Consider the following 26,496-nt stretch of genomic DNA (forward strand, 5'->3'; position numbering starts at 1 on the left):
ACTGACTCATCTATCGCCGCTTCATCTCGCGATACGCGCGCACGGGGCGCGCGCCGCTCGTCTTTTTGGTGCCGAACATGGATACGATCGTAGCGCCGACCGCCGCAGAAGCGGTCTGGATCGTCAGGCTGCAAGGCCATCCTCAGTACGACTTCGTGCGCCTGAAACGGGTCTTCAACGACCCGGGTTCCCGCCATCAGGTCGTACTCGTCGATGTCAGGAAACTGCTCGAATGCGCCAATCGCGACGACACCGACTACGTGCTCAAGGCCGTCACCGACTGGCACGCGGGCAAGGTACGCGGTATCCGCGAGTTTCTCGACCCGGACAATCCGCGTGTGCCGGAGATGCCTTACGTGACCATCAGCGTGCGCCGCTCGTCGGGTTTTCTCGGCTTGCTGGGCGTGCATCGTGAGGGTGTGATCGCGTTTCGCAACGGGCAGCATCGCGCGCGCTATCTGGCTCATGCGGGCGCGCTTTGCATGCCGGTGGAAGTGCACGAGCGCGAAGCGGCCATGCTGCTTGCCATGTGCGCCGCGCCCGGCGAAGCGAGCGCGGAATACGGCGATATGTGATTGCGCCGGTCAGGCGGCGGGGGCATCGACCAGATTACGCGGCGTGCCGTTCGCCCATGCGATGAGGTTGCCGAGCGTGGTCGATGCAATCTCGATCAACGCCTCGCGCGTAAAAAACGCCTGATGCGCGGTAATGATGACGTTCGGAAACGTGAGCAGACGCGCGAGCACGTCGTCCTGAAGCAAGTGGTCCGAATGGTCTTCGAAGAAAAGACCGCCTTCTTCCTCGTAGACATCCAGTCCGAGATGCCCTAACTGGCCGCTCTTCAACGCGCCGATCAACGCATTGCTTTCCACGAGCCCGCCGCGTCCGGTATTGATGAGCATGGCGCCGCGCTTCATGCTTGCGAGCGCGGGTTCGTCGATCATGTGATAGGTCGCGGGCAGGAGCGGACAGTGCAGCGAGACGACATCGGAGTTCGCGAGCAGTTCGTCCAGAGCGACATAGCGCGCGCCGCGTTCGAGCAGGTCCGTGGCGGGCGGTCCTGGATCGTAGGCGAGCACCTGCATGCCGAAGCCCGCCATGATCTTGCCGAACGTGCGCCCGATGATACCCGTGCCGACCACGCCGACGGTCTTGCCATACAGATCGAAGCCGAGCAGGCCGTTGAGCGAGAAATCGCCTTCGCGCGTGCGCGCCACCGCGCGATGCAGCCGGCGATTGAGCGTGAGGATCATGCCGGCCGCGTGTTCCGCCACCGCATGCGGCGAATACGCGGGAACGCGCGTGACGGCGATGCCAAGGCGCTTGGCCGCATGCAGATCGACATGATTGAAGCCCGCCGAGCGCAATGCGACCAGACGCGTGCCGCCTGCGTGGAGCTTTTCGAGTACGGCGGCGTCGACGAGATCGTTGACGAACGGGCAGACGGCCGTGAAACCTTGCGCAAGGATGGCCGTCTGCGCGTCGAGATGAGCTTCGCGAAAATCGAGCTCGACGCCGAACGATTCGTTAGCCTGACAAAACGTATCGGCGTCGTACTGACGGCTGCTGAAGAGAATGAGGCGATGGGAATGGGCGCTCGACATGTTTCGTCACAGGCAAGAATCGACGCGTACCGGCCTGTGAGATAAGCCGCACGCCTTTGGGGTTAGTGGTGGGTCGCCGAGGTGACGGCAGGCGTCACGCCTGCGCCCGGTGCGGGCTTAAAGGCGGGGGGCGTCGGCCGATAGATTTCATCTGGCTTGGACGATGCCGAGGTCACTTCCTGAGTGAGCCTTTCAAGCGCGTAGTCGATGAAAAAGCGCGTCTTGGCAGGCAGATATTGACGTCCCGGATAGACGATCGACACTTTCATCTCCGGGTCGTCGATGGTGTACTCAGGCAAGAGCCGCACGAGCGTGCCGTCTGCGATATCTCGGTTGACGATGCCTTCGGGCAGGATCGAAAAGCCCATGTCACGCATCGTCGCGAGGCGCACCATCAGCGCACTGTTGACCGAGTAGACGGGAGCGAGGGCAACTTGGTCCGCTGCTCCATGGCGGTGCCGGAAATGCCAGGAAGAGCTTCGTATCTCGCTGGGTAGCCCAACGGACGGCATGGACTGTAGATCGGTTGGCGTGGCGGGCGTGCCGTGTTCAGCGAGATACGCGGGCGTGGCAACGGGCACGAGCGCGTTATTGCCGACGGGACGTTCCACGAGCGCGGTGCTCGACACCATGAACGCGGTGACGATTCCCACGTCATAGCCGTCTTCGACGAGATCGACGTGACGTTCGGCGAGCGTCAGGCGCACATTGACTTTCGGATAAAGCTTTCTGAATCCGTCGATTAACGGAGTAAGGGTTAGGAGTGAAAGCGCGCTCGATGCCACCACGCGCAAAGTGCCGCTAGGTTCGCCTTCGGTATGGGTAACTGCCGACTCAAGATGATCCAGTTCTTCCAGCAGAGCCCGACAGCCTTCGAGATAGCGTGTGCCGGCTTCCGTGAGAGAAAGATTTCGCGTGGTCCGGTTAATCAAACGCGTTCGCAAATGCGCTTCGAGCATGGCAATTGCCCGTGTCACCAAGGCATTTGAGACGTCTAGTTGCTGGGCGGCTCGTCTGAAGCTTTCGGTATCGGCTACCCGAACGAAAACTCGCATTGCATGGATCTGATTCATTGTGCAGCCCTCAGGTTGTACAGCGATGGAGTGAGTTAGGCGCATCCAAAGATACGGCCGTTCACTTTTGTTGACCCTCGTTTTGTTCTTTAAACGGATAATGTTGACAGGACGAAAGAAATGCAATATTTAATTTTTTAAGGTAAATAGAGTAATTGCGCACATGACGGGTTTTATTTCGGTTTTTCGTAGATGCACGGACTTGATGGTTGATTTTTATACGAATCTGCTCCTGAAGGTGCGATATCGCACGGAACCGCGCTTATGCTTGCCAGCAAAGCGATAACGAAGTCGTATGAAGTATTGTGTGGATACTAAAAAGCAGCATTTTAATTAACCGTGAGATTAGTAGCGGGTTTATGTTAGGAAACGTATCTCCGCTTTGCTGAATTGGATAAAATCCAATCGGGATTTTCCCGGCTTGAGAGCTAATAAATAAGCCCGAGGTTTTGTCGACAATCAACCGGATCTACACCAACCATGCTGTGGACTCTGTTAAAGGCGCAACCGGAAATAGCTCTCTTCGCGAGTCTCGCGATCGGTTTTTTTATTGGGTCTTTCAAACTCGGGCCGATTCAGCTGGGCGGCGTTTGCGGCACGCTTATCGTCGCGCTGATTCTCGGGCAAAGCGGCGCGCGAATTTCCCCCGATCTGAAAAATATCGCTTTCGCGCTTTTTATCTTTGCGCTCGGATTCACGGGCGGCCCGCAGTTTTTCGCGAATGTCGGACGCGGCTGGCGCTACGGCATCCTCTCACTCGTGGAAGTCGTGGTGGTGGTGGCGCTCGTGCTCCTGAGCGTGCGCCTGCTCAGGCTCGATCCAGGCACGGCGGCGGGACTTCTGGCCGGCGGCGCCACCGAATCGGCCGTGATCGGCACGGCGTCCGAGGCCATCGGGCGGCTTGGGCTTCCGGCCGCGGAAATCGCGCGCTTGCAGGCGAATATCGTGACCGCGTACAGCGTGAGCTACCTGTTCGGGCTCGTCACGATCGTGCTCTTTTCGAGCCAGTTCGCGCCGCTCATCCTGCGCGTTAATCTGCGCGATGAAGCCGAGCGCGTGTGGCGCAAGCTCGGTGGCGACGGCGCGCTGTCCGAAGGGCAGACGCTTGCCGCGCCGCCTCTCGCCGGACGCGAACTGAAAGTGACGGCGGGCGCGGGCCAGTCCATCGGCGATCTTGAAAAGCGCTTCGGCAACAACATCAGCGTGCAGCGCGTGTTGCGCGACCGCTCGGTCATCAAGGCGCAGCCGTCGGTCATCCTGAAGGCGAACGACCGCGTGATGGTCGGCGGCCGCCGCGAGGCGATCGTCGAGGCACTGCCCGCCATCGGCGAGGAGGTGTTCGGCGGCGGCGTCTCGGATGTCTACGTCGAGAAAGTCGACGTCATGCTCACAGCGCGCGCGCTGCACGGCCTCACGCTTGCCCAGGCGCGCGCCCGCGCCGCGCCGGGCGAAGGGCGCGGCGTCTTCGTCGCGGCCGTGACCCGACTGGACAGCACCATTCCCGCGTTGCCCGGCACGCAACTGCATCGCGGCGATGTGCTGACGCTCGTCGGCAATAAGGAAGATGTCGCGCGCGGCGCGTCGAAGCTCGGCTACATCATCCGCGCGACCCAAAAAACCGACTTCGTGTATCTCGGGCTCGGCGTGATCGCGGGCATCGCGATTGGGCGGTTTTCTGCGCGTGTCGGCGGCATCGACATCACGCTCGGCACGGGCGGCGGTTGTCTTCTCGCGGGTCTTCTATTCGGCTGGATTCGTTCGCGCTATCCGGTGATCGGCTCGTTGCCATCCGCCGCCGCGCAGATTCTCAAGGACTTCGGGCTGTGCACCTTCATCGCGGCGGTGGGCTTGTCGGCGGGCGCGGACGCGCTGCGGCTGATTCGCGAATTCGGCATCGCGTTGCCGCTTGCGGGCATCGTCATCACGCTGGGGCCCGCGCTCGCATCGCTTTTCATCGGCAGGATGCTGCTCAAGCTCGAAGTGCCGATGCTGCTCGGCGCGATCGCCGGCCAGCAGTGCAGCACGCCCGCCATCAGCGCGCTCGTCGGCGTGACGGGCAACGCGACGCCCGTGATCGGCTACACCATCACCTATGCGATCTCGAACGTGCTGCTGCCGCTGCTCGGGCCGCTCGTCGTCGGGCTGGCGAGCAAGCTCGGCTGAAGGGGACATCGACATGGAATGGCTGCACCTCGTTTTTCAGAAGTCGCCCGAAACGGCGCTCTTTCTTTCGCTCGCGGCGGGTTATCTCATCGGCCAGGTCAACTTCGGCAAGTTCCAGCTGGGCGGCGTGGGCGGCTCGCTGCTCGCGGCGGTGGCGATCAGCCAGATCGGCGTGCAAATCGACAATGGCGTGAAGGCGGTGATGTTCGCCGTGTTCATCTATGCGGTCGGCTACGACTCCGGGCCGCAGTTCTTCAACTCGCTCAATCGCAAGACGCTGCGCGAAATCGCGATGGCCGTGTTTCTGGCTGTCTCCGCGCTCGTCACGGTGATCGTCTGCGCGAAGGTCTTCGGATTGAACAAGGGACTCGCGGCCGGACTCGCGGGCGGGGCGCTGACGCAATCGGCGATCATCGGCACGGCGGGCGACGCGATCGCGCGGCTCGGCTTGCCGGCCGCCGAAGCGAAGGCGCTCCAGTCCGATGTCGCCATTGCCTATGCCGTGACTTACGTCTTCGGCTCGCTCGGCGCGATCATCGTCTGCGTGAACGTCCTGCCGAAGTTCATGGGACAGAGCCTGAAGGAAGCATCCGTCGACGCCGAGCGGCAGCTTGCGGGCGGCGGCGCATCCGGGCCCGCGGCGGGCCAGGTTTCCGCGTTGCCCGCGCTCGTCGGGCGGGCATTTCGCGTGACGGCGGCAAGCGGCGCGGCGGGCCGCACGGTGGCCGACCTCGAAATGGCCGAAGCGGACATGATCACCATCGAGCGCATCCGGCGCGGCGGCAAGGCGCTCGAAGCGCGCCCCGACGTCATGCTCGCGGCAGGCGATATCGTGCTCGTCGTCGGACGGCGCGAAGTAATGGTGAGCGCGGCGGCGCAACTCGGCGAGGAAGTCGCGGACACCGACGGCATCAGCGTCGTCATGCAGAAGCGTCAGGGCGTGTTCACCAAGCGCGGCATGAACCACACGACGATCGCCGCGCTGCGCGCGACCGTGGATCGCGACATGCGGCACGGCGTCTATATCCAGGAGATTTCGCGCGCCGGTTCGCCTATGCCCGTGTTGCCGGAGACGCGCCTCGAACATGGCGATGTGATCACCGTCTACGGTTCGCCGCAAGACACGAAGCGCGCCGTCGATGCCGCCGGTTACGAGCTTCCCTTTACCGACAAGACCGACTTCATCTACATGGGCGTGGGTATCGTGCTGGGACTGCTGATCGGGCTGATCGTGGTGCGCGTGGGCGGCATACCGATCACGCTCGGCTCGGGCGGCGGCTGTCTGCTCACGGGCCTTCTGTTCGGCTGGATGCGCGGCAAGCATCCGATGTATGGCGTCATGCCGCCCGCCGCATCGCAATTGCTGAAGGACTTCGGGCTGGCTGCGTTCGTCGCGGTGGTCGGCCTGAACTCGGGCTTGCAGGCGGTCGTGACGGTGAAGCAAAGCGGCGTGACCATCTTTCTGCTCGGCGTATTCGTCACGCTGTTTCCGCTTCTTCTCACGATGCTGTTCGGCCGATATGTCCTGCGCTACGACAACGCGGCGGTTTTCGCGGGCGCGCTGTCGGGGTCGCGCAGTGCGAATCCGGCGTTCGGCGGCGTGCTCGACAAGGCGGAAAGCCCGGTGCCGACGGCTGCGTTCGCCGTCACCTACGCGCTTGCGAACGTGCTTCTGACCTTGCTCGGGCCGCTCGTCGTCGGACTGGTCTAGCGAAGACCTGGAGTGCTCCTTGCGACATAATTGGCCTTCAGCACAAGGAGGCTTTCCATGGCGTACACACTGCCAACCGTCACGTTGCCGAACGGCGAAACCATTCCAAAGCTCGGCCAGGGAACCTGGGAGATGGGCGAACGCCCGAACACCCGCCAGACCGAGATCGCCGCATTGCGTGAGGGCGTGGAACTCGGCATGACGCTCATCGATACCGCCGAAATGTACGGCGATGGCGAAAGCGAAAAGCTGATCGCCGAAGCGCTCGGCGACCGGCGCGAGGACTTGTTCATCGTCAGCAAGGTGTATCCGCATAACGGCAATGAACGCGGCGTGCAGAGCGCGTGCGAGCGCAGCCTGAAGCGGCTGGCGACGGACCGCATCGATCTTTACTTGCTGCACTGGCGCGGCGGCGAGGATCTGGAAGGCGTGATCGCAGGCTTCGAAAAGCTCAGGCGCGATGGCAAGATTCGCCACTGGGGCGTGAGCAACTTCGACACCGACGACATGGAAGAACTTTTTTCGCTCGATCACGGCGATGCCTGCGCAACCGATCAGATTCTCTATAACGTCGCGCGTCGTGGACCGGAATTCGACCTGCTGCCGTGGTTGCGCGAGCGCCGCATTCCGGCGATGGCGTATAGCCCCGTCGATCACGCGCGTCTACCGAAGGGCGGGGCGCTGGAGAAGATCGCGGCGGCGCGCGGTGTTTCGGCGTTTCAGGTCGCGCTCGCGTGGGTACTGCAACAGCCGCAAGTCTTCGCGATTCCTAAAGCCGCGGATATTGCGCATATCCGCGAGAATCGCGCGGCGCTCGACCTTGCGTTGTCGGCGGATGAACTGGCGGATATCGATCAGCAGTTCAAGCCGCCAAAAGCGAAGCGCGGGTTGGAGATGCTTTGAGCGGGCTCAAGTGCAAAGCACGTGCAAGTCACGTGCAAGCGTGATGCAAATGCACCGACCCCAGCACCGCCACTTCAGCCGGCGTGCGCTTGAGATCAGCTTCGTTCACCTGTTTCGCATCGGTGAGGAAGTCATCGACGATCGATGACACCGACGTATCCGTCAGGCACAGCGACACGCGCTTGGTGTCGCCATCCTGCAGCGACGCGCGTTGCGACAGGAACAGCACGCCGTACTGATAACCCCGCACGATGCCGCGCACGGCGCCCACGCACTGACCTTGCGCGGTGTTGTCGCCCTTCTGGGCGCATTGCTGCGCGAGCGAATAAGCAGTGAAGCTCTGGTCGATGGCGGCAGGCGCCGCCGTCTGCGCGTGAGCGGCGGCCGAACCGAAGGAACAAGCTGCGGCGAGAGCGAGCGAGAGAGTGGGTTTCATCGATTGAATCCTCGTTGTTTTGAGAGTGAACCGATGAGAGGCGCAAACACGCACTTTGGTTCCGGGCGCGCGGCGCTTAAGTCACCTTTTCGGGACTTTGCAGCGCGCGCAGCTCCTCGACCGGAATATGACAGTGAATGGCATGACCGTGCCCCGCATCGCGGCAAGGCGGAGCCTTGCGTTCGCAGATGTCGCCGATCTTGCGCGGACAGCGCGTGTGGAACACGCATCCCGAAGGCGGATTCGCCGCGCTCGGCAACTCGCCCGACAAGCGAATGCGCTCGTTTTGCACGGGCGCGCTTTCGAGCGCGGGCACCGACGAGAGCAATGCTTCGGTGTACGGATGCTGCGGCCCCGTGAAGACATCCGCCGCGCGGCCGATCTCCATGATGCGCCCGAGATACAGCACCGCAATCCGATCCGACAAATAGCGCACGACGTGCAGATCGTGCGAGATAAACACGTAGCTCACACGCCGTTCGCGCTGCAAGTCCGCCAGCAGATTGAGGATGGCGGCCTGCACGGAGACATCGAGCGCGGAAGTCGGCTCGTCGCAGACGACGACGCGCGGATCGCCCGCAAAAGCACGCGCGATCGCCACGCGTTGCTTCAACCCGCCCGACAACTGGCGCGTGCGCGAGCCGAGATAGCGCTCCGGCAGACGCACGGCTTCGGTCAGCGATTGCAGGCGCTTTTCCTTCGCTTCGCCACGCAGCGACGCGAGTTTCGACAGCGAACGCGCAATCAGCCGGCGCACCGAATGCGCGCGATTGAGCGCCGAATCCGGGTTCTGGAACACGATCTGCAGCGACTTCACCTGCTCGTCGCTGCGCCGCGTGACGCGTTCGGGCAGATGCTGGCCGTCGAGTTCGAGCGTCGCGCCCTTGTCCGGCGAGACGAGGCCCAGCAGCAGCTTGGCGAGCGTGGTCTTGCCGCTGCCCGATTCGCCGACGAGTCCGAGCGTTTCGCCTTGCACGAGGTCGAGCGAGACATCGTGAACGGCGCGCACTTCTTCATCGCCGACATGGAAGGTTTTGGACAGGTTGCGTGCGGTGAGCGCGAGCGTCGGTTGCGCTCGATGATCGAGTGGAGGCGCGGCGGGCGTTTCGTCGGTCGAACGCGGCAGCGTTTCCGCGCGTTCGTGATAGTGACAGCGCGCCATCTGATCGCCGTGCGCCGCACTCATCCGATATGGCGGCGGCGCTTCCTTGAGACACCGTTCGTCGGCGAGCTTGCAGCGCGCGGCGAAGATGCACCCTTGCGTCACCGATCCCGGCAGCGGCAACGAACCGGGAATGGTGTCGAGCCGGCCGTTTTCCTTGCTGCGGCCACTCGTCGGCAGACAGCGCAACAGGCCCACGGTGTATGGATGGCGCGGCTTTGCGAAGACATCGGCGGTTGCGCCTTCCTCGACGAGCTTGCCCGCATACAGCACGCCGACGCGCTCGCACATGCGCCCGATCACCGCGAGATTGTGGCTGATGAACAGCACGGCGGTGCCGAGTTCCTCACGCAATTGCGCAATGAGATCGAGCACTTCAGCTTCGACGGTGGCATCGAGACCGGTGGTGGGTTCATCGAGAATCAGCAGTTCGGGATTGCAGGCAAGCGCCATGGCGATCACCACGCGCTGCTGCATGCCGCCCGACAGTTGATGCGGGTAGCTTTCCATCACCCGTTCGGGCGATGCAATACGCACACGCCGCAGCATCTCCACCGTGCGCTCGAGCGCGTCGCTTTCAGAAGCGCCCGAAGCCTCGAAGGCTTCGGACACCTGCCGCGCGACGGTCAGCGACGGATTCAACGCGCGCCCCGGGTCCTGATAGACCATGGAGACGGCATCGGCGCGCATTTCGCGCAGGGCGTCGGCGGACAGCGCGGAGACATCGCGCCCGGCTATCGAGATGCGGCCCGACTTTACGCGGCCGTTCTTCGGCAAGTAGCGCAGCACCGCGAGCGCCGCCGTCGACTTGCCGCAGCCGGATTCGCCGACGAGTCCGTACGCTTCGCCACGCCGCACGCGCAAGGAGACGTCCTGCAGCACTTCGCGCTCGCGTCCGCGCGAACGGTAGGCCACCGTCAGTCCGACGATGGTGAGCGCGTCGGTCGCTTCGCCCTTGGCGGCGCCGAATGTGGGAAATGCCGATGGCGGCGGTCCGTTCATCGGTCGAGCACTCCTTGCACGGCATCCGCGACGAGGTTGACAGCGACGACGAGCGAGGCAATGGCGGCGGCATCGAACACGACCGTCCACCACGCGCCGCCCGCCATCAGCGTATAGCTTTCGGACAACGCGAGTCCCCAGTCGGCGGACGGCGGCTGAATGCCGAATCCCAGGAACGAGAGCGTCGCGACCGCGAAGATCGCGTAGCCGAGCCGCACGGTGGCTTCGACGATGATTGGCGGCAGCACGTTCGGAAGAATCTCCGCGAACATGATGTAAAGCGCGTTCTCGCCGCGCAACTGCGCCGCCATCACGTAGTCGAGATGGCGTTCGCCCAGCACGGCGGCGCGTACCGTGCGCGCGGTGATCGGCGCGAAGGTCAGGCCGATCACGATGATCACCGTCGTGTTGCTCGCGCCCACGGCGGCCAGCGCCAGCAGCGCGACGATGACGAGCGGCAGCGCGAGAAGAGCGTCGATAGCGCGGCCGACGACGGCATCGACCCAGCCGTCGAAGTAGCCGACCACGAGGCCGATGGCCGTGCCCGCCGCCGTGCCGATGAGTGTCGCCAGCGGCGCGATGGTGAGAATGTCGCGCGACCCGACGATCACGCGCGCGAACACGTCGCGGCCGAGCTGATCGGTGCCGAACCAGTGATCGCCGGAAGGCGGCGCGAGCGAGTTCAAGGGATCGGAAGCGTAGGGATCGATCGGCACGGCATGCTGACCGAACAAGGCGCACAGCACCCAGAAGAGCAGGATCGACACGCCGACGACGAAGGTCGCCGAGCGCGACAGCGCGAAAAGCGCCTCGAAGCGCTTCGGTTTGACGGGGGCGAGGGCTTGCGTGCTCATCGCCCGTCTCCCGACGAATCCGCCGTGCGCAGACGCGGATTCAGCACGACGTAAAGCGCATCCGCGATCAGATTCGCCGCCGTGTAGATCACGCCGATGCTGAGTACGCCTGCTTCGAGCATCGGGAAGTCCTTGGCCTTCGCCGCGTTGTAGATCAGCGAGCCGATGCCCTGATAGTGGAAGAGCGTCTCCACGACGACCAGCCCGCCGATCATGTAGCCGAGCTGCGTCGCGGCAACCGTCACGGTTGGCAGAAGCGCATTGCGCAGCACGTGCCGCCAGATCACGATACGGCGCGGCAAGCCCTTGAGGATCGCGGTGCGCGTGTAGTCGGCATCGAGCGCTTCGACGGTGCCCGCGCGCGCCATCCGCGCGATATAGCCGAAGAACACGAAGACGAGTGGCAACACCGGCAAAATCAGATGCTGCAATTGCGTGAGAATGCCGGCATCGGCGCTGGCGCTTGCTTCTATCGGCAGCCATTGCAGCCACACGCCGAAGATGAGGATCAGCACGATGGACGAGACGAATTCCGGCACGACCGTCAACGTGAGTCCGCCAATGCTGATGATCCGGTCGATCCAGCGCCCCGCGTGCAGCGCCGCATACACGCCGCCTGCAATGCCGAGCGGCACCACGACGATGAACGCCAGCGCACCGAGCTTCGCCGAATTCCACAGCGCCTCGCCGATAAACGGTGCAACCGGCGCGCGAAACGCATACGACTCGCCCATGTCGCCGCGCAGGAAATGCGTGATCCACGCCGAATATTGCGTGAGAAGCGGCCGGTCCACGCCGAGCTGATGATTCAGCGCGGCGACAGCGCGCGCATCCGCGAGCGGGCCGAGAATGGCGCGGCCGACATCGCCCGGCAGCAACTGGCCGCCGGCGAAGACGATCATCGACAAGAGCCAGAGCGTGACGAGCGCAAGCAGCACGCGCACGCCGACGAAGCGCAACACGCGGCGTGCTTTCGCGCCGCCGTTGCGCGCCGGCCCGATGCGGGTCGAGGGCGTGATCGTGCTCATCCTCGCGAACCTCCTTTAAGCCGCCGACACCGTCGCCCGGTCGAACCACATCTGCGAAATCGCATTGAAGCGCACGCCCGAAACATTGGCGCGCGTGACGATCAGCTGGTCGTAGAAGTACGGGATGATCACGGGCGTTTCATCGAGCAACAGACGCTGAATGTCGCCCGACACTTTCTTCTGCGATGCCACGTCGAGCGAGGCCACGAACTGCGCGACGAGTTTGTCGTAAGCGGGATTCTTGAAGTGCGCCGCGTTCCAGGTGCCGTCGCTCGTGAGCGGCGCGTTGAGGAACACGTTCGGCACGCCGCGATGCCCGTAGTCCGTGATGCCGAGCGGCGAATCCAGCCAGTCCGACTTGCCGAACGTGCCCGAGCCGTAATACAGATCCTGACTTTCGACCTTCAGCGTGATGCGGATGCCCACGGCCTTGGCCGCGTTCTGCACGACGACCGCGAGGTCAGGAATTTCCATGTACTTTTCGGTCGTGAGCGTGATGTCGAAGCCGTTCGCCACGCCTGCCTCGCCGAGCAGTTGCTTGGCCTTCGCAACATCGAGATGGCGCTGCGGCACGGAAAGATCGCTCGACGGAAACACGGGCGCAAACGGGCTGTCGTTGCCGACGGTCGCGCGGCCCTTGAACAACCCTTTCACGATGACTTCGCGATTGATCGCCAGCGCCAGCGCCTGGCGCACGCGCTTGTCCTTGAACGGGCCGGTGTCGCAGCGCATGTGAATCTGCCGATGCGAGCTCGACTTCGCGCCCAGCACCTTGAACTGCGAGTTGCTCAGGATCGAGACGCCGCCTTGCACGGTGAAGTCGCCCATGACGTCGGCCTGGCGGCCTTGCATGGCGAGAAGCTGCGCCTGATGGTCCGCATAGAACGAGAAGTTCACGCGGTCCGGCAGCGCTTTCGCGCCCCAGTAGTCGAGATTGCGCACGAACGACGCGCCCACTTTCGGCGTGTACTTTTCGAGCTTGAACGCGCCCGTGCCCATGAAGGTCTTCTCGTACGAACCCGTGAAATTCGCCGGGAGAATGACGGCGTTGTAGTTGTCGGACGAAACGTAGTAGGGGAAATTGCCGTTGGGCGCGTCCAGATGAAACTCTACGGTGTGATCGTCGATGGCCTTCGCGGAATCCTTCGACAGCACGCCTTTCAGAACCGAGAGCGCGGCCGAACCGGCGTTCGGATCGGCCAGGCGGTTGAAGGTCGCGGCCACGTCCTTGGCGGTCATGGTCTGGCCGTCGTGGAACTTCACGTTCTGGCGCAGTTTGAAAGTCCAGACATCGCCCTTCGCATTCGACGACCACGACAGCGCGAGCGCGGGATTGAGCGCGAGCTTTTCGCTGTCGTCGTCGATCAGGAATTCGCCGGTTTGATTGATCAGCGCGAGACCCGAGGCATCGGTGACGGTGAGCGGATCGACGGCGCCCGCGGGCGTCAGATGCGCCACGCGAATCGTGCCGCCCGGCTTGGCCGCGGCCTGAGCGCGAGCGTTCGTCGCGCCGAGTCCAAGCAAGCCGCCAGCCGAAAGCGCGATACCCAGCACGCTCGCATGACGCAATAACTCGCGGCGCGTAAGCCGGCCTGCCTTGAATTCGTCGATCGCATGATTACCCAGGTCGCCCGCATGAGTGCGCGCTGCGTCGAGGTGATGTGCGTCGGTCGAGGATTTCTTCATCGGTGGTCGTTCCGTATGCGGGTTGTCGTTATGCGTTCGGCCACGCGAAAAGCGTTGCCGCGTCGTTTCGAGGAAGCAAGGAACGGGCCGCATGCCAAGGCGTGCGGCCGGTATGTCAATGATCGTGCGGATGCTTGTGGATCGGGTCGACCCAGAAGACTTCCTCGGGCGCTTCCACGGCATCGATATTCAGGTTCACGACGACGGCTTCGTTGTCGCTGCGCACGAGCACGCATTCGAGCGGATCGTCGGTGCTCGCGTTGATTTCCTGATGCGGCACGTAAGGCGGCACGAAGATGAAGTCGCCCGGACCGGCTTCGGCGGTGAATTCGAGGTGTTCGCCCCAGCGCATGCGCGCCTGTCCGCGCACGACGTAGATCACGCTTTCGAGCGCGCCATGATGATGCGCGCCGGTCTTGGCATTCGGGTGGATCGTGACCGTGCCCGCCCAGATTTTCTGCGCACCGACGCGCGCCGCATTGATCGCGGCCGCGCGGTTCATGCCCGGCGTCTGCGCGGTGTTGGTGTCGAGCTGGTCGCCCTTGATGACCTTGACGCCGTGCTCGCGCCAATCGGTGTGATGTGCGTCGCTCATAGTGGTCGTGATGGTCGTGGTGATCGCGTCGGGTTTGTCGTTTTGGTCTGCGGATAAAAAAAGTCCGTTGCCGCCACCAACAACGCGCGAGCAACGGACTTCCGATATTACACGTCTTAAGCGGCGATCATTTTCCTTTGGAATTGATGATCGCTTCGGACACGTTGGACGGCGTCTCGGTGTAGTGCTTGAACTCCATCGTGTAGGTCGCGCGGCCTTGCGTGAGCGAACGCAGCGAAGTGGAGTAGCCGAACATCTCGGCCAGCGGCACCTCGGCGCGCACGATCTTGCCGCCGCCGCCCGCGATATCGTCCATGCCCTGCACGATGCCCCGACGGCTCGACAGATCGCCCATCACGTTGCCCATGAACTCCTCGGGCGTTTCCACTTCGACGGCCATGGTCGGTTCGAGCAGCACCGGCCGCGCGCGGCGCATCGCTTCCTTGAACGCGATGGAGCCTGCCATGCGGAAGGCGTTTTCGTTCGAATCGACATCGTGATAGGAACCGAAGGTCAGCGTTACTTTGGTGTCGACGACAGGATAGCCCGCCAGCACGCCTGCCTTGAGCGTTTCCTGAATGCCCTTGTCGACCGCCGGGATGTATTCGCGCGGAATCACGCCGCCCTTGATGGCATCGACGAATTCGTAGCCCTTGCCCGGGTCCGGTTCTAGCGTGATGACCGCGTGGCCGTATTGGCCGCGCCCGCCCGACTGCTTGACGAACTTGCCTTCCACGTCCGTGACCTTGTTGCGCACCGTCTCGCGATACGCCACTTGCGGTTTGCCGACCGTCGCTTCGACGCCGAACTCGCGCTTCATCCGGTCGACGAGAATTTCAAGGTGCAGTTCGCCCATGCCGGAGATGATGGTCTGACCGGATTCCTCGTCGCTCGTGACGCGGAACGACGGATCTTCCTGCGCAAGCCGGTTCAGCGCGATACCCATCTTTTCCTGGTCGGCCTTCGTCTTCGGCTCGACGGCCTGCGAGATCACCGGTTCCGGGAAGATCATCCGTTCGAGGATGATGACGTGGTTCGGATCGCAGAGCGTGTCGCCCGTGGTCGCTTCCTTGAGACCGACCGCCGCTGCGATGTCGCCCGCGCGCACTTCCTTGATTTCCTTGCGCTCGTTGGCGTGCATCTGCAGGATACGGCCGAGGCGTTCCTTCTTTTCCTTCACCGGGTTGTAGACCGTATCGCCGGAATTCACGACGCCCGAATACGTGCGGAAGAAGATCAGCTGGCCGACGAACGGGTCCGTCATGATCTTGAAGGCGAGGGCGGCGAACGGCTCGTCATCGCTCGGATGGCGTTCCGCTTCCTGGTCGTCTTCCGTATGGCCAAGGATGGCGGGCACGTCCACCGGCGACGGCAGATAGTCGATCACCGCGTCGAGCATGGCCTGCACGCCCTTGTTCTTGAACGCGCTGCCGCAAAGCATCGGCACGATTTCGTTGGCGATGGTGCGTTGTCTGAGCGCCGCCTTGATTTCTTCCTCGGTCAGGCTTTCGTGGTTCTCGAGGTACTTTTCGAGCAGTTCCTCGTTGGCTTCGGCGGCGGCCTCGACCATCTTGCCGTGCCATTCGTGCGCGAGTTCCTTGAGGTTGTCGGGAATCTCCGCATAGGTGAACTTGATGCCCTGGCTGTCGTCGTCCCAGAGAATCGCCTTCATCTTCACGAGATCGACCACGCCCTGAAAGTGATCTTCCGCGCCGATGGGAATCTGAATCGGCACGGCCACGCCCTTCAGACGCTCGCCGATTTGCCGCTGCACGCGGAAAAAATCCGCGCCGACGCGGTCCATCTTGTTGACGAACGCAATGCGCGGCACCTTGTACTTGTTCGCCTGACGCCACACGGTTTCCGACTGCGGCTGCACGCCGCCGACCGAGTCGTAGACCATGCACGCGCCATCGAGCACGCGCATCGAGCGTTCGACTTCGATGGTGAAGTCGACGTGTCCCGGCGTATCGATGATATTGATACGGTGTTCAGGATAATTGCCCGCCATGCCTTTCCAGAAGGCCGTGGTTGCAGCCGACGTGATCGTGATGCCGCGCTCCTGCTCCTGTTCCATCCAGTCCATCGTGGCCGCGCCGTCGTGCACCTCGCCGATCTTGTGCGTCACGCCGGTGTAGAAAAGAATGCGCTCGGTGGTGGTGGTCTTGCCGGCGTCGATGTGAGCGCTGATGCCGATATTCCGGTAGCGCTCGATGGGAGTCTTGCGGGGCACGTGAACCTCCTTTGGAGTAGTAAGCCCTGGCGGCATGCGCATATTCCGTGCACGCCGCCACACGATTGCCGTCCGGGCTCGCAACGGCATCGCGATAATCTTTTCAGGATAGCGCGTTGGCAAGGTCTTTGCAGGAAACTCGCTGGAACGCTCCTGCGGCAATCGAAAAGGCTCGGAGACGGCCATATGCGGCCGGTATGGACGAAAAAAAGGCGCGTTCACGTGACGCGCCTCTTTATCTTTCCAGCGATTGCCGCGATTACTGTGCGGCCGGCAAGCCCGAAATCTTCGTTCCCGGCTTGATGCCTTTGGCCGTGAACCAGCCCTTGCTCATTTCGAGGGCATAAACGCCGTTGTTGCGCGGGCAATGGTTGTTCTCGGTTTCGGTTTGCATCTCGTCGATGTCGGTGACGGTGCCATCCGCGCGAATGAACGCGATCGACAGCGGGATCAGCGTGTTCTTCATCCAGAAGCAGTGGACGGCGTTTTCCTGAAACACGAAGAGCATGCCTTCGTTCGATGCAAGCTGCGTGCGATACATGAGGCCTTGCTCGCGATCGGCGTCGTTGGCGGCGACAGCGGCATCGATTACGAACATGCCGGCGGTGAGTCTTGCGCGGGGGAAATCGGAAGGCTGCTTGGCACCGGGCGGCATGGTCTGCGCTTGTGCAAGCGGCATTGCCGCAAACGGCAACAACAACGCAATAGTTAATGCTTGCACGGCGGCAAGCGCGCGGCTCGCAATGCGCGAACGCCAATTTGAATGATTCGGACCGAATGAAGACTTCAAGGCATGAAACAACGGAATCACGACGATGCTCCTTATCAAGAATCGATGCGCCGAGAATCCGGCAGGCTCACGGCAAACTCGCGAATGTTACTCGAAGCGCGTGCCATGAGGCGAGTCGATAAAACAAAAGGGCAGATGCCGTGTTGGCCATCTGCCCTTCAACGCCGTAAAGACGGCGATATTGCTCGTTATTGATTTTGCAGGTACTGCAACATCGAACTTCGCTATACCGCCTCTTACAACGAACTTACTGAGCTGCCGAAGCGGCTTCCGGTGCCGAAGCGGCAGCCTTCTTGTGCGCATGCTTCTTCGAGCTCTTGTGCGACTTGTGAGCCTTCTTTGCCGGTGCCGACGAAGCAGCAGCCGGAGCAGCAGCTTCCGGTGCCGATGCTTGTGCGAATGCAGCCGTTGCGAACAGGCCAGCGACGAGAGCAGCGATCAGTTTGTTCATTTGTGAATCCTCTAGCTTGAGTTGATTAACCAAACGACCCGGTCATGGAGTCATGTCGGTAAACGAGCCATCCACCTTTCGGTTGACAGTCGTATCGATGATTTGGTCTTCGATACAGCTGTGAGCGCTTTGACCTTTCAAATACCCTGGAGCACACAGCATATTCAATTGGTTTATCGCTCATGCCGGATAGCTTTGTTCGGCATCTGCGGTCCTTAACGCATCGCGTGAAGACTCGGTTGACGTCGTTTGAAAGAGATTTGCAAACGCGCGGCAAAAAGTTTCTCGGCGCTTTGCACGCGTGCTTACACGACACGCCATTTAAACGCACGACGTGACGCTTATCGTCGATAAAGCTTTAAGCGCGTCGCCACGGCGCACGCGCATTCACCTCGATGCATTCGCCCGGCGCGAGTCCGAGCGCGAAGATATCGAGTGCGCCGACAGCCACGCGCACGAGCCGCAACGTCGGATAGCCCACGGCTGCGGTCATGCGCCTGACCTGCCGGTTCTTGCCCTCGGTGATGGCGAGCTCGATCCACGTCGTGGGGATTGCCGCGCGATAGCGGATCGGGGGATTGCGCGGCCAGAGCGCGTCGCTATCTTCTTGGGCGACGAAGGCGCATTGGCACGGACGCGTCACGTAGTCGCCCAGATCGACGCCTTTCGCGAGATGCGCGAGCGCGGCATCGTCAGGGGCGCCTTCCACTTGCGCCCAATAACGCTTGACGAGCTTGTGACGCGGCTCGGCAATACGCGCCTGCAACGCGCCATCGTCGGTGAGTAAAAGCAGGCCTTCGCTGTCGGCGTCGAGCCGGCCCGCCGGGTACACGCCCGGCGTCTTTACCCAGTCGCCGAGCGAGGGACGCGTTTCGTGCGCGGAAAACTGGCAGATGGTGCCGAAGGGTTTATTGAGCGCGATGAGCGGCATCGGAGGAAGGCGCGGCGGAATTCGAAGCGGCATCTTAATGCATAATGAGCCGCCCCCAATCCTGACGCGAGCCGACGCAAGCGCGACGTCAGGCCTCGAACGGCGACCGGCTGTACTCGCGCGTGGTTAGAATGCTGTTCTGGCCATGCTCGCGGGCGCCGTCGACGTTCATGGTCCGCGAATCGTCCGCACTATCGCGCCAGCTTCCATTCGAGCCCGGCCTTCTTTGGAGTCGACCATGCCGTATCAGCACATCCAGGTTCCGGCGGACGGTGAAAAGATCACCGTCAACGCGGATTACTCGCTCAACGTCCCGGATCAGCCGATCATCCCGTATATCGAGGGTGACGGTACGGGCGTCGACATCACGCCGGTCATGATCAAAGTGGTCGATGCGGCGGTTGAGCGGGCCTACGGTGGCAAGCGCAAGATTCAATGGATGGAGATCTTCGCGGGCGAGAAGGCGACGCGCGTCTACGGTCCCGATGTCTGGCTGCCGGACGAAACGCTCGACGTGGTGAAGGAATACCTCGTGTCCATCAAGGGACCGCTCACGACGCCGGTGGGCGGCGGCATTCGCTCGCTCAACGTCGCGCTGCGCCAGCAGCTGGACCTCTACGTTTGTCTGCGGCCGGTGCGCTACTTCAAAGGCGTGCCTTCGCCCGTGCGCGAGCCGGAAAAGGTCGACATGGTGATCTTTCGCGAGAACTCGGAAGACATCTATGCGGGCGTCGAGTGGCCCGCCGAATCGCCGGAAGCGAAGAAGGTCATCCAATTTCTGCGCGAGGAAATGGGCGTGAAGAAGATCCGCTTTCCGGACTCGTCGGGGCTCGGCATCAAGCCGGTGTCGCGCGAGGGCACCGAGCGGCTCGTGCGCAAGGCAATCCAATACGCCATCGACAACGAGCGCCGCTCGGTTTCACTCGTGCACAAGGGCAACATCATGAAGTTCACCGAGGGCGCGTTCCGCGATTACGGCTACGCGCTCGCGCAGAAGGAGTTCGGCGCGGAACTGATCGACGGCGGCCCTTGGATGAAGGTGAAAAATCCGAAGACGGGTGGCGATATCGTCGTCAAGGACGTGATCGCGGATGCGTTCCTTCAGCAGATTCTTTTGCGCCCCGCCGAATACGACGTGATCGCCACCCTGAACTTGAACGGCGATTACATTTCCGATGCGCTCGCGGCGCAGGTCGGCGGGATCGGCATTGCGCCGGGCGCCAATATGTCGGACTCGGTTGCAATGTTCGAAGCCACTCACGGCACCGCGCCGAAGTACGCCGGCAAGGATTATGTGAATCCGGGATCGGAAATTTTGTCCGCCGAGATGATGCTGCGTCATCTCGGCTGGACCGAGGCGGCGGATCGAATCATCGTTTCAATGGAACAATCCATTCTGTCCAAACGCGTTACTTACGACTTCGCGCGTCTCATGGAAGGCGCGACGCAAGTTTCATGTTCGGGTTTCGGCGAAGTAATGATCGAGAATATGTGACTGCGCGGCCGCAACGAATCACCGGTATTTGCATTAAAACCCCAAGGGCTTAAAGTCTTTGGGGTTTTGTCTTTGGTAAAACGCGTAGAAACAGGCAATAAAAAAACCCGGCCTGGGCCGGGTTTCAAAGGCTTTGCGCTTCTTACGGTCAGTCCGCGTCTCAGACAGTGTCCTGGATGTTGGAAGCCTGCTTGCCCTTCGGTCCCTGGACGATCTCGAAGGAGACCTTCTGGCCTTCCTTGAGCGTCTTGAAACCGTTCATTTGAATCGCCGAGAAATGTGCAAACAGATCCTCGCCGCCTTCATCGGGCGTGATGAATCCGTAACCTTTCGCGTCGTTAAACCATTTGACCGTACCAGTAGACATTCGTACATCCCCTCTAACTCTCGTCGCAACCAGAGCACGCTCGAAAAGCTCGTCGGCCACCCCACTTTGTGAACCGCGTCCTCCTCACTAGCTCACCTCGGCTCTTTTTCTATTTCCGGAGGCCCCCGGAAAAAAGTGCCAGTTTGATTGTTGAATCTCTTAAATCGGGTGTCAAGGAAATTTTGAGATGGCCGTTAAGCTCGTTGTGTATGTCGCATTCGTAGGGTAATTCCTGCATTGCGTGTGCGCAGCCGCCCAAGCAAGCCATCTTGAAAAGTCGCATAATCGTCTCACTTGTGTGGTAACCCGGCGGCCCCCGGCACCCGGCGTGCAGTTTGTTTTTTTTGAAGCTGTGCGATACTGGTTTCAACGAGGTGCAAGCGGGCCGCGCTGACGTGATAAGCAGCGGCAGGATTGAATGGACGTTCCATCTGCGAGCGTTGCAGCCAGCAGTAATATCGACCGGGTGACCGGCGCTGGTGCGACGATTGCGATGAAATCGGTGTTGTTTAGAATGGGTGTATGGCGACAAATCCCAACAAGCAGGACGGAACGGTACTTGAGCGGCAGGAGCAGAAGCTCAAGCAGCCGGCGATGTACAAGGTAGTGCTGCTGAACGACGACTTCACGCCGATGGAATTCGTCGTGATGATCGTGCAGGAATACTTCAATAAGGATCGTGAGACTGCGACGCAGATCATGCTGAAGGTTCATCGCGAAGGCAGGGGAGTTTGTGGGGTCTACACGCGAGACATTGCGTCGACCAAAGTTGAGCAAGTCGTTAGCCATGCACGGCAGGCGGGTCATCCGCTGCAGTGCGTGATGGAGGAAGCATGATTGCCCAGGAACTGGAAGTCAGTCTGCACATGGCGTTTATGGAAGCACGTCAGGCGCGGCATGAGTTCATTACGGTCGAGCATCTCTTGCTCGCCCTTTTGGACAATCCGACCGCGGCTGAGGTGTTGCGTGCCTGCGCAGCCAACATTGAAGATTTGCGTCAGAACCTGCGCAATTTCATTCATGACAACACGCCGACCGTGCCCGGCACGGACGACGTCGATACTCAGCCGACGCTTGGTTTCCAGCGCGTGATTCAACGCGCGATCATGCATGTGCAATCGACCTCGAACGGCAAGAAGGAAGTGACCGGCGCGAATGTGCTCGTCGCGATCTTCGGCGAGAAGGATTCGCATGCGGTCTACTACCTGCAACAGCAGGGCGTGACGCGTCTCGATGTCGTGAATTTCATTTCGCATGGTATTGCCAAGAGCAGTAGCGGCGATGCAGCCAAGGCGAGCAGCGAGGCGAATCCGGAGTCGGAAGACGCCGCGGCGCAGAAAGAAACGCCGCTCGCACAATTCACGCAAAACCTCAACCAAAGCGCGAAGGACGGCAAGATCGATCCGCTGATCGGCCGCGAGTCCGAAGTCGAGCGCGTGGTGCAGGTGCTGTGCCGTCGCCGCAAGAACAATCCGCTGCTGGTCGGCGAAGCTGGCGTGGGTAAGACCGCGATTGCGGAAGGCCTCGCCTGGCGCATTACGCGCGGCGAAGTGCCGGACATTCTGGCCGACGCTCAGGTCTACTCGCTCGATATGGGCGCGTTGCTGGCGGGCACGAAGTATCGCGGCGATTTCGAGCAGCGTCTCAAGACGGTATTGAAGGAACTGAAAGAGCGTCCGCACGCCATTCTGTTCATCGACGAAATTCATACGCTGATCGGCGCTGGCGCGGCTTCGGGCGGTACGCTCGACGCGTCGAACCTGCTGAAGCCGGCGTTGTCGTCGGGACAGTTGAAGTGCATTGGCGCGACCACGTTCACCGAATATCGCGGCATCTTCGAGAAGGACGCGGCGCTTTCGCGGCGTTTCCAGAAGGTCGATGTCACCGAGCCTTCGGTCGAGCAGACAGTTGCGATTCTGCGCGGTTTGAAGTCGCGTTTCGAAGAGCACCACGGCGTGAAATATTCGTCGGGCGCGCTGTCGGCGGCTGCTGAACTGTCGGCGCGCTTCATTACGGATCGTCATCTGCCGGACAAGGCGATCGACGTGATCGACGAAGCGGGCGCGGCCCAGCGCATTTTGCCGAAGTCGAAGCAGAAGAAGACTATTGGAAAGAGCGAGATCGAAGAGATCATCTCGAAGATCGCGCGCGTCCCGCCGCAAAGCGTGTCGCAGGACGATCGCAGCAAGCTGCAGACGCTCGATCGCGACCTGAAGGCGGTCGTGTTCGGTCAGGACCCGGCTATCGATGCGCTGTCGGCGTCGATCAAGATGGCACGTGCGGGTCTCGGCAAGATGGACAAGCCGATCGGCGCGTTCCTGTTTTCCGGCCCGACCGGTGTCGGCAAGACCGAAGTCGCGAAACAACTGGCGTTCACGCTGGGTATCGAGTTGCTGCGCTTCGACATGTCGGAATACATGGAGCGTCACGCGGTGAGCCGGTTGATCGGCGCGCCGCCGGGCTATGTCGGCTTCGACCAGGGCGGTTTGCTGACCGAGGCCGTCACGAAGAAGCCGCATTGCGTGCTGCTGCTGGACGAAATCGAGAAGGCGCATCCGGACATCTACAACGTGCTGCTGCAGGTGATGGACCACGGCACCTTGACCGACAACAATGGCCGCAAGGCGGACTTCCGCAACGTCATCATCATCATGACGACGAACGCGGGCGCCGAGGCCATGGGCAAGGCGGTGATCGGTTTCACCGCGAAGCGCGAGTCGGGCGACGAAATGGCCGACATCAAGCGGATGTTTACGCCTGAGTTCCGCAACCGGCTTGATCAGATCATCAGCTTCCGTTCGCTGGACGAGGAAATAATCCTGCGCGTGGTCGACAAGTTCCTCATGCAACTGGAAGATCAACTGCACGAGAAGAAGGTCGACGCGGTCTTTACCGACGCATTGCGCAAGCATTTGGCGAAGCACGGTTTCGATCCGCTGATGGGCGCGCGACCGATGCAGCGTCTGATTCAGGACACCATCCGCCGCGCACTCGCCGATGAGTTGTTGTTCGGCAAGCTTCTGAACGGTGGTCGCGTGACGGTGGACGTCGATGCGGAAGACAAGGTGCAACTGACCTTCGACGAAAACACGGCTCCGCCGCGTAATCCGAATCCGGAAGCGATCGAGGTAGATTGAGTTTTTTGCGGTTGAAGACAAAAACGGCGCGGATTGAATCCGCGCCGTTTTTTTACGCGTCTCGCCCAGATTCCTAGTGATCGAGCGAGATCGGGTTATCCATATAGATATTCAGCTTCTGTCTGGTCCACGGTTCCGGGTTGCCTATGGTCGTGACAATGCCAGTTGTCGCGCCGCCGCCGAGCAACAAGGTGAAAATGCCACGCAGTGGAAAGTCGCCGTAGAGGGGGTTGGTGATATCGAACGGCTCGGAGCGCGTGAACATGTCCGCGACCGTGTTGCCCATGTATTGCGTGAACGCATCGGGGAAAGGCAGCGCAAGCACGGTTGCATTGACGTGGCTCGCATCCGAGCCGATTGCCGGATCGCCGAGAATGCAGCTTCCGCCCGTGCCCCAGTGCTGCGAATCGAACGGGTCCGCGACCGGGTCGTCAACGGTCGGTATGTGGCTGGCTGGAATTTGCCACGGCATCACGGGCAACTTGAGCGCACGACTGACGGCCTTGCAAAAGTCGAAAAAGCGATCCCATTCGCGTGGGCCGTAGCAGTAGCCATTCTCGTAGGCGCGCTGAGTAAAGTCGTCGGCTTCGTACCGGTCGATAGCCAGAAAGTCGGGCTTGTACGGCTCGTCGTAGACGCCAAGGCTCTGGACATAGCTCGCCGTCTGCTGCGCCATTTGCGCGGGATCGACGTCGGCCTCGTAGATCCACTCCGAGTAGCCCACACCCCAAAGGTTGATCTGCCAGCCGAAAGTCACCTTGGGCGCGATGGTGCGCGTCAGCCAGTTCACGGCCAGCACGTAGCCTTTGATGTCCTCCGTGACGTTAGCGGGAATCGTGGCCGTGACCTGCCAGTGATCGAGCGCGGTCTGCAGCGGCGCGCGTACCGGCATCGCGTAAGTTGGAGCATATTTACCCTGCTCGCATGAGCCGAGGAAGTCAGGATTCACGATGAATCCCGCAGGCACCGGATGCGCGCTGTCGATTGCCTCGTTCGCGATATTGAGCGCCAGAATGTAGTTCGCGAAGCTGTGTGCGTGAGCGTCCGCGTTCGCCAACTGGTCCGGCGTGTCGCCGAGCGACAGGTTGCAGGTGTAGGACACCATTACGGGCAGCACCGGCTGCACATTGCCCAGGTCGTCCTCGACTGAACGGGCGAGCGAGATCGTCGCGCGGGTCTGAGGGTCGTCCGTCAGATACGTGCTGGCGTCGCCAGCGCCGTCCGTTCCGGCATAACAGAAGATCGAAGTTGCGCGCGCGGCGACGAAATCCGCTTCATTGCTCGGCACGAGATCGGTACAGCCGCCGAACGACAGATAGTTCGGAAAGCCGGGCACGGTGAGATTGGCGGAGGTCGTAATGTTCACATCGAGATGCGCGCTCTCGTCGTTCGTCACGTTGAGCGAGGACGGTGCCTCGACGACATAGACCACGCCCGCGAGAAGGAAATCGCCCGCCGTCGTGCTATAGCTGCCTGGCTGTATCGGAACGGCAAATGCCGTCTGTTGCGACTTGGCGGATACGTTCTGCACATAGGTCATGGAACCGCCCGTCAGACGCAATTCGATCGCATGATCGACCGCATCCTGAGCCGTGATATTGATCGGCAGCTCGACATAGCCCGTGGTGGGGACGTTCGAGGTGGTGATCATCGAATCACTGATCGTCAACGTTTGCAGTGCGTTCGTCAGCGTGACGAGCGGCACCGAGAACGAGTATTCGACATTATTGAGCGCGACGTTTTGAATCGAGACTCGTGCGCTGCCCGAGGGTGGCAGCTTGCGTAGCGAAACGACGCTGTTCGTCCGGGTGTCGAATAATGCGAGCGTCGCGCCGGTCTCGATGTCGTTCACCGTCACATGAAGCGTTTCGGTCGAAAGGCCGGTAAGCGCGCCAAACGAGAGATCGAGCGAACAGTAATATTCGACCGGACCAAAGCTCGCTTTAAGCGACGAGGTTTGACCCGCCACGATCTTGACGGTCGACTGGTCCACGAGCAACGGAGCGAGGACCGTCTCATCGCCCGTGACAACAGGGTTGGCTATCACGCTATACGTGCCTTGTTCCAGTTCGGACGTACACGTCTGGTCATAGCAAAGGACGACGGTGACGGCCGCGTCCCCCTGAGTCAGCGTGAGTGTGGGAAGCACACCGGACAGAGCGGGATCGGGCGCGGCCGGACACGTGATTGACAGGGTTCCTTCGATATCGGGCGACTGGTCCGCCGCGAAGGTGAACGAATTGAGCCACGTGTCGGGGCTGGCTACCAGATTCCCATTGATGCCGATGGTGATCTGATCCGCCGGCTGCATCGTGTAGGACGTGGTGTAGTCGATCGTCACGGTGGCGTCGAAAGTGCCGTCGCCCAGCTGCGAAACGTCGGCGGTAATGTCTCCGATCACGTACACGGAATACGCTGGCGTAATTGCCGTAGCGTCGATATTGGCTGGGGAGTGAAAGTTGAACGCAAGATAGTTGTCGACCGTGACCGCGCTGTCGTCTTCATAGCGCAGGTTGGAGACGATGATCGTGCCGTACCATTCATTGGCGCCCGCACCGACGACTGCATCATATTTGATCTGCATGTTCTTGCTCCATTCGTTATTTCGGCTGGAATCATTATCAATTCGATATACGAAATAATAACGAGCCTTTGTGAACTTACTTTATTTAAGTATGTACAACGAACTAATTGCAATGTGTCTTGTTTGTCGGCTCCTAGAACAATCAAGATATTGAGAATCTCGATAGCCGCTGCCAGCTTATCGAGGCGTGGTGCCGAACACCTTTAAATCAGTTCGACACCCGATTTATAGGTAGCGGAAATAAATGCCAGAATGGGAGAAATCCGAGATTTGCGCACCGTATCGGGGCGC

21 protein-coding genes are annotated in these 26,496 nt (G+C 61.3%); 7 read left to right on the forward strand and 14 right to left on the reverse strand.

Going from position 1 to position 26,496, the window contains the following annotated elements; translation table 11 throughout:
• The first annotated feature begins 77 nt into the window (after positions 1 to 77).
• Positions 78 to 575, forward strand: a complete 498-nt coding sequence (locus NCR98_RS02835; RefSeq protein ID WP_244827195.1) for a plasmid fertility inhibition factor family protein — start codon at positions 78 to 80, stop codon at positions 573 to 575.
• 9 nt (positions 576 to 584) lie between these two features.
• Here NCR98_RS02835 and NCR98_RS02840 read toward each other — a convergent pair whose 3' ends face one another.
• Positions 585 to 1,604, reverse strand: a complete 1,020-nt coding sequence (locus NCR98_RS02840; RefSeq protein WP_250463414.1) for a 2-hydroxyacid dehydrogenase — start codon at positions 1,602 to 1,604, stop codon at positions 585 to 587.
• Between the two features lie 62 nt (positions 1,605 to 1,666).
• Positions 1,667 to 2,677 carry a LysR family transcriptional regulator gene (locus NCR98_RS02845; protein ID WP_250491978.1) on the reverse strand — a complete coding sequence of 337 codons (1,011 nt, stop codon included), beginning with the start codon at positions 2,675 to 2,677 and terminating at the stop codon, positions 1,667 to 1,669.
• Positions 2,678 to 3,157: 480 nt separating this feature from the next.
• On the opposite strand from NCR98_RS02845, the gene aspT (NCR98_RS02850) reads away from it, so the two are divergent.
• The 3 genes from aspT (NCR98_RS02850) to NCR98_RS02860 are packed head-to-tail and all read left to right on the forward strand — an operon-like array spanning position 3,158 to position 7,454.
• Positions 3,158 to 4,840, forward strand: coding sequence for an aspartate-alanine antiporter (gene aspT / locus NCR98_RS02850; RefSeq protein ID WP_250508637.1), 1,683 nt, complete (start codon positions 3,158 to 3,160; stop codon positions 4,838 to 4,840).
• 13 nt (positions 4,841 to 4,853) lie between these two features.
• Positions 4,854 to 6,551 (forward strand): aspartate-alanine antiporter, encoded by a 1,698-nt coding sequence (gene aspT, locus NCR98_RS02855; protein WP_250525472.1) that lies wholly within the window; start codon positions 4,854 to 4,856, stop codon positions 6,549 to 6,551.
• A 57-nt stretch (positions 6,552 to 6,608) separates the two neighbouring features.
• Positions 6,609 to 7,454 (forward strand): aldo/keto reductase, encoded by an 846-nt coding sequence (locus tag NCR98_RS02860; RefSeq protein ID WP_250525473.1) that lies wholly within the window; start codon positions 6,609 to 6,611, stop codon positions 7,452 to 7,454.
• A gap of 28 nt (positions 7,455 to 7,482) precedes the next feature.
• Here the strand turns inward: NCR98_RS02860 and NCR98_RS02865 are convergent, their stop codons facing one another.
• From NCR98_RS02865 to NCR98_RS02910, 10 genes are all read right to left on the reverse strand, one after another.
• Positions 7,483 to 7,890, reverse strand: a complete 408-nt coding sequence (locus NCR98_RS02865; protein ID WP_250525474.1) for a hypothetical protein — start codon at positions 7,888 to 7,890, stop codon at positions 7,483 to 7,485.
• 76 nt (positions 7,891 to 7,966) lie between these two features.
• Positions 7,967 to 10,054, reverse strand: a complete 2,088-nt coding sequence (locus tag NCR98_RS02870; RefSeq protein ID WP_250463430.1) for an ABC transporter ATP-binding protein — start codon at positions 10,052 to 10,054, stop codon at positions 7,967 to 7,969.
• The gene (locus tag NCR98_RS02875) at positions 10,051 to 10,908 is read right to left on the reverse strand and encodes an ABC transporter permease (RefSeq protein WP_250463432.1); all 858 of its coding nucleotides are present in this window, start codon (positions 10,906 to 10,908) and stop codon (positions 10,051 to 10,053) included. The genes NCR98_RS02870 and NCR98_RS02875 overlap by 4 nt, the downstream gene beginning before the upstream one ends.
• Positions 10,905 to 11,936 (reverse strand): ABC transporter permease, encoded by a 1,032-nt coding sequence (locus NCR98_RS02880; protein WP_244827203.1) that lies wholly within the window; start codon positions 11,934 to 11,936, stop codon positions 10,905 to 10,907. Before NCR98_RS02880 ends, NCR98_RS02875 begins: the two co-directional genes overlap by 4 nt.
• Positions 11,937 to 11,951: 15 nt before the next feature.
• Entirely contained in the window at positions 11,952 to 13,622 is a 1,671-nt protein-coding gene (locus NCR98_RS02885; protein ID WP_250508642.1) for an ABC transporter substrate-binding protein, read from the reverse strand.
• Between the two features lie 115 nt (positions 13,623 to 13,737).
• Complete coding sequence (locus NCR98_RS02890) at positions 13,738 to 14,217, reverse strand: cupin domain-containing protein (RefSeq protein WP_244827205.1); 480 nt, start codon at positions 14,215 to 14,217, stop codon at positions 13,738 to 13,740.
• A gap of 127 nt (positions 14,218 to 14,344) precedes the next feature.
• Complete coding sequence (gene fusA / locus NCR98_RS02895; protein WP_250463444.1) at positions 14,345 to 16,450, reverse strand: elongation factor G; 2,106 nt, start codon at positions 16,448 to 16,450, stop codon at positions 14,345 to 14,347.
• Between the two features lie 259 nt (positions 16,451 to 16,709).
• Entirely contained in the window at positions 16,710 to 17,252 is a 543-nt protein-coding gene (locus NCR98_RS02900; RefSeq protein WP_502799716.1) for a DUF192 domain-containing protein, read from the reverse strand.
• A 235-nt stretch (positions 17,253 to 17,487) separates the two neighbouring features.
• Positions 17,488 to 17,691, reverse strand: a complete 204-nt coding sequence (locus NCR98_RS02905) for a hypothetical protein (protein ID WP_244827208.1) — start codon at positions 17,689 to 17,691, stop codon at positions 17,488 to 17,490.
• A gap of 358 nt (positions 17,692 to 18,049) precedes the next feature.
• Positions 18,050 to 18,622 carry a pseudouridine synthase gene (locus NCR98_RS02910; RefSeq protein ID WP_244827971.1) on the reverse strand — a complete coding sequence of 191 codons (573 nt, stop codon included), beginning with the start codon at positions 18,620 to 18,622 and terminating at the stop codon, positions 18,050 to 18,052.
• A 238-nt stretch (positions 18,623 to 18,860) separates the two neighbouring features.
• On the opposite strand from NCR98_RS02910, the gene icd reads away from it, so the two are divergent.
• Positions 18,861 to 20,117 (forward strand): NADP-dependent isocitrate dehydrogenase, encoded by a 1,257-nt coding sequence (gene icd / locus NCR98_RS02915; protein ID WP_250525475.1) that lies wholly within the window; start codon positions 18,861 to 18,863, stop codon positions 20,115 to 20,117.
• A gap of 160 nt (positions 20,118 to 20,277) precedes the next feature.
• Here icd and NCR98_RS02920 read toward each other — a convergent pair whose 3' ends face one another.
• Positions 20,278 to 20,484 (reverse strand): cold-shock protein, encoded by a 207-nt coding sequence (locus tag NCR98_RS02920; RefSeq protein WP_244827210.1) that lies wholly within the window; start codon positions 20,482 to 20,484, stop codon positions 20,278 to 20,280.
• A 522-nt stretch (positions 20,485 to 21,006) separates the two neighbouring features.
• On the opposite strand from NCR98_RS02920, the gene clpS reads away from it, so the two are divergent.
• Positions 21,007 to 21,321 carry an ATP-dependent Clp protease adapter ClpS gene (clpS, locus tag NCR98_RS02925; protein ID WP_244827211.1) on the forward strand — a complete coding sequence of 105 codons (315 nt, stop codon included), beginning with the start codon at positions 21,007 to 21,009 and terminating at the stop codon, positions 21,319 to 21,321.
• Positions 21,318 to 23,621, forward strand: a complete 2,304-nt coding sequence (clpA, locus tag NCR98_RS02930; RefSeq protein WP_244827212.1) for an ATP-dependent Clp protease ATP-binding subunit ClpA — start codon at positions 21,318 to 21,320, stop codon at positions 23,619 to 23,621. Before clpS ends, clpA begins: the two co-directional genes overlap by 4 nt.
• A 73-nt stretch (positions 23,622 to 23,694) precedes the next feature.
• Here the strand turns inward: clpA and NCR98_RS02935 are convergent, their stop codons facing one another.
• A complete protein-coding gene (locus NCR98_RS02935; protein WP_250525476.1) occupies positions 23,695 to 26,205 on the reverse strand; it encodes a hypothetical protein in 2,511 nt (836 codons plus the stop codon).
• Positions 26,206 to 26,496: the final 291 nt, after the last annotated feature.

Source organism: Caballeronia sp. GAWG2-1 (genome assembly GCF_023631405.1).
GTDB lineage: Bacteria > Pseudomonadota > Gammaproteobacteria > Burkholderiales > Burkholderiaceae > Caballeronia.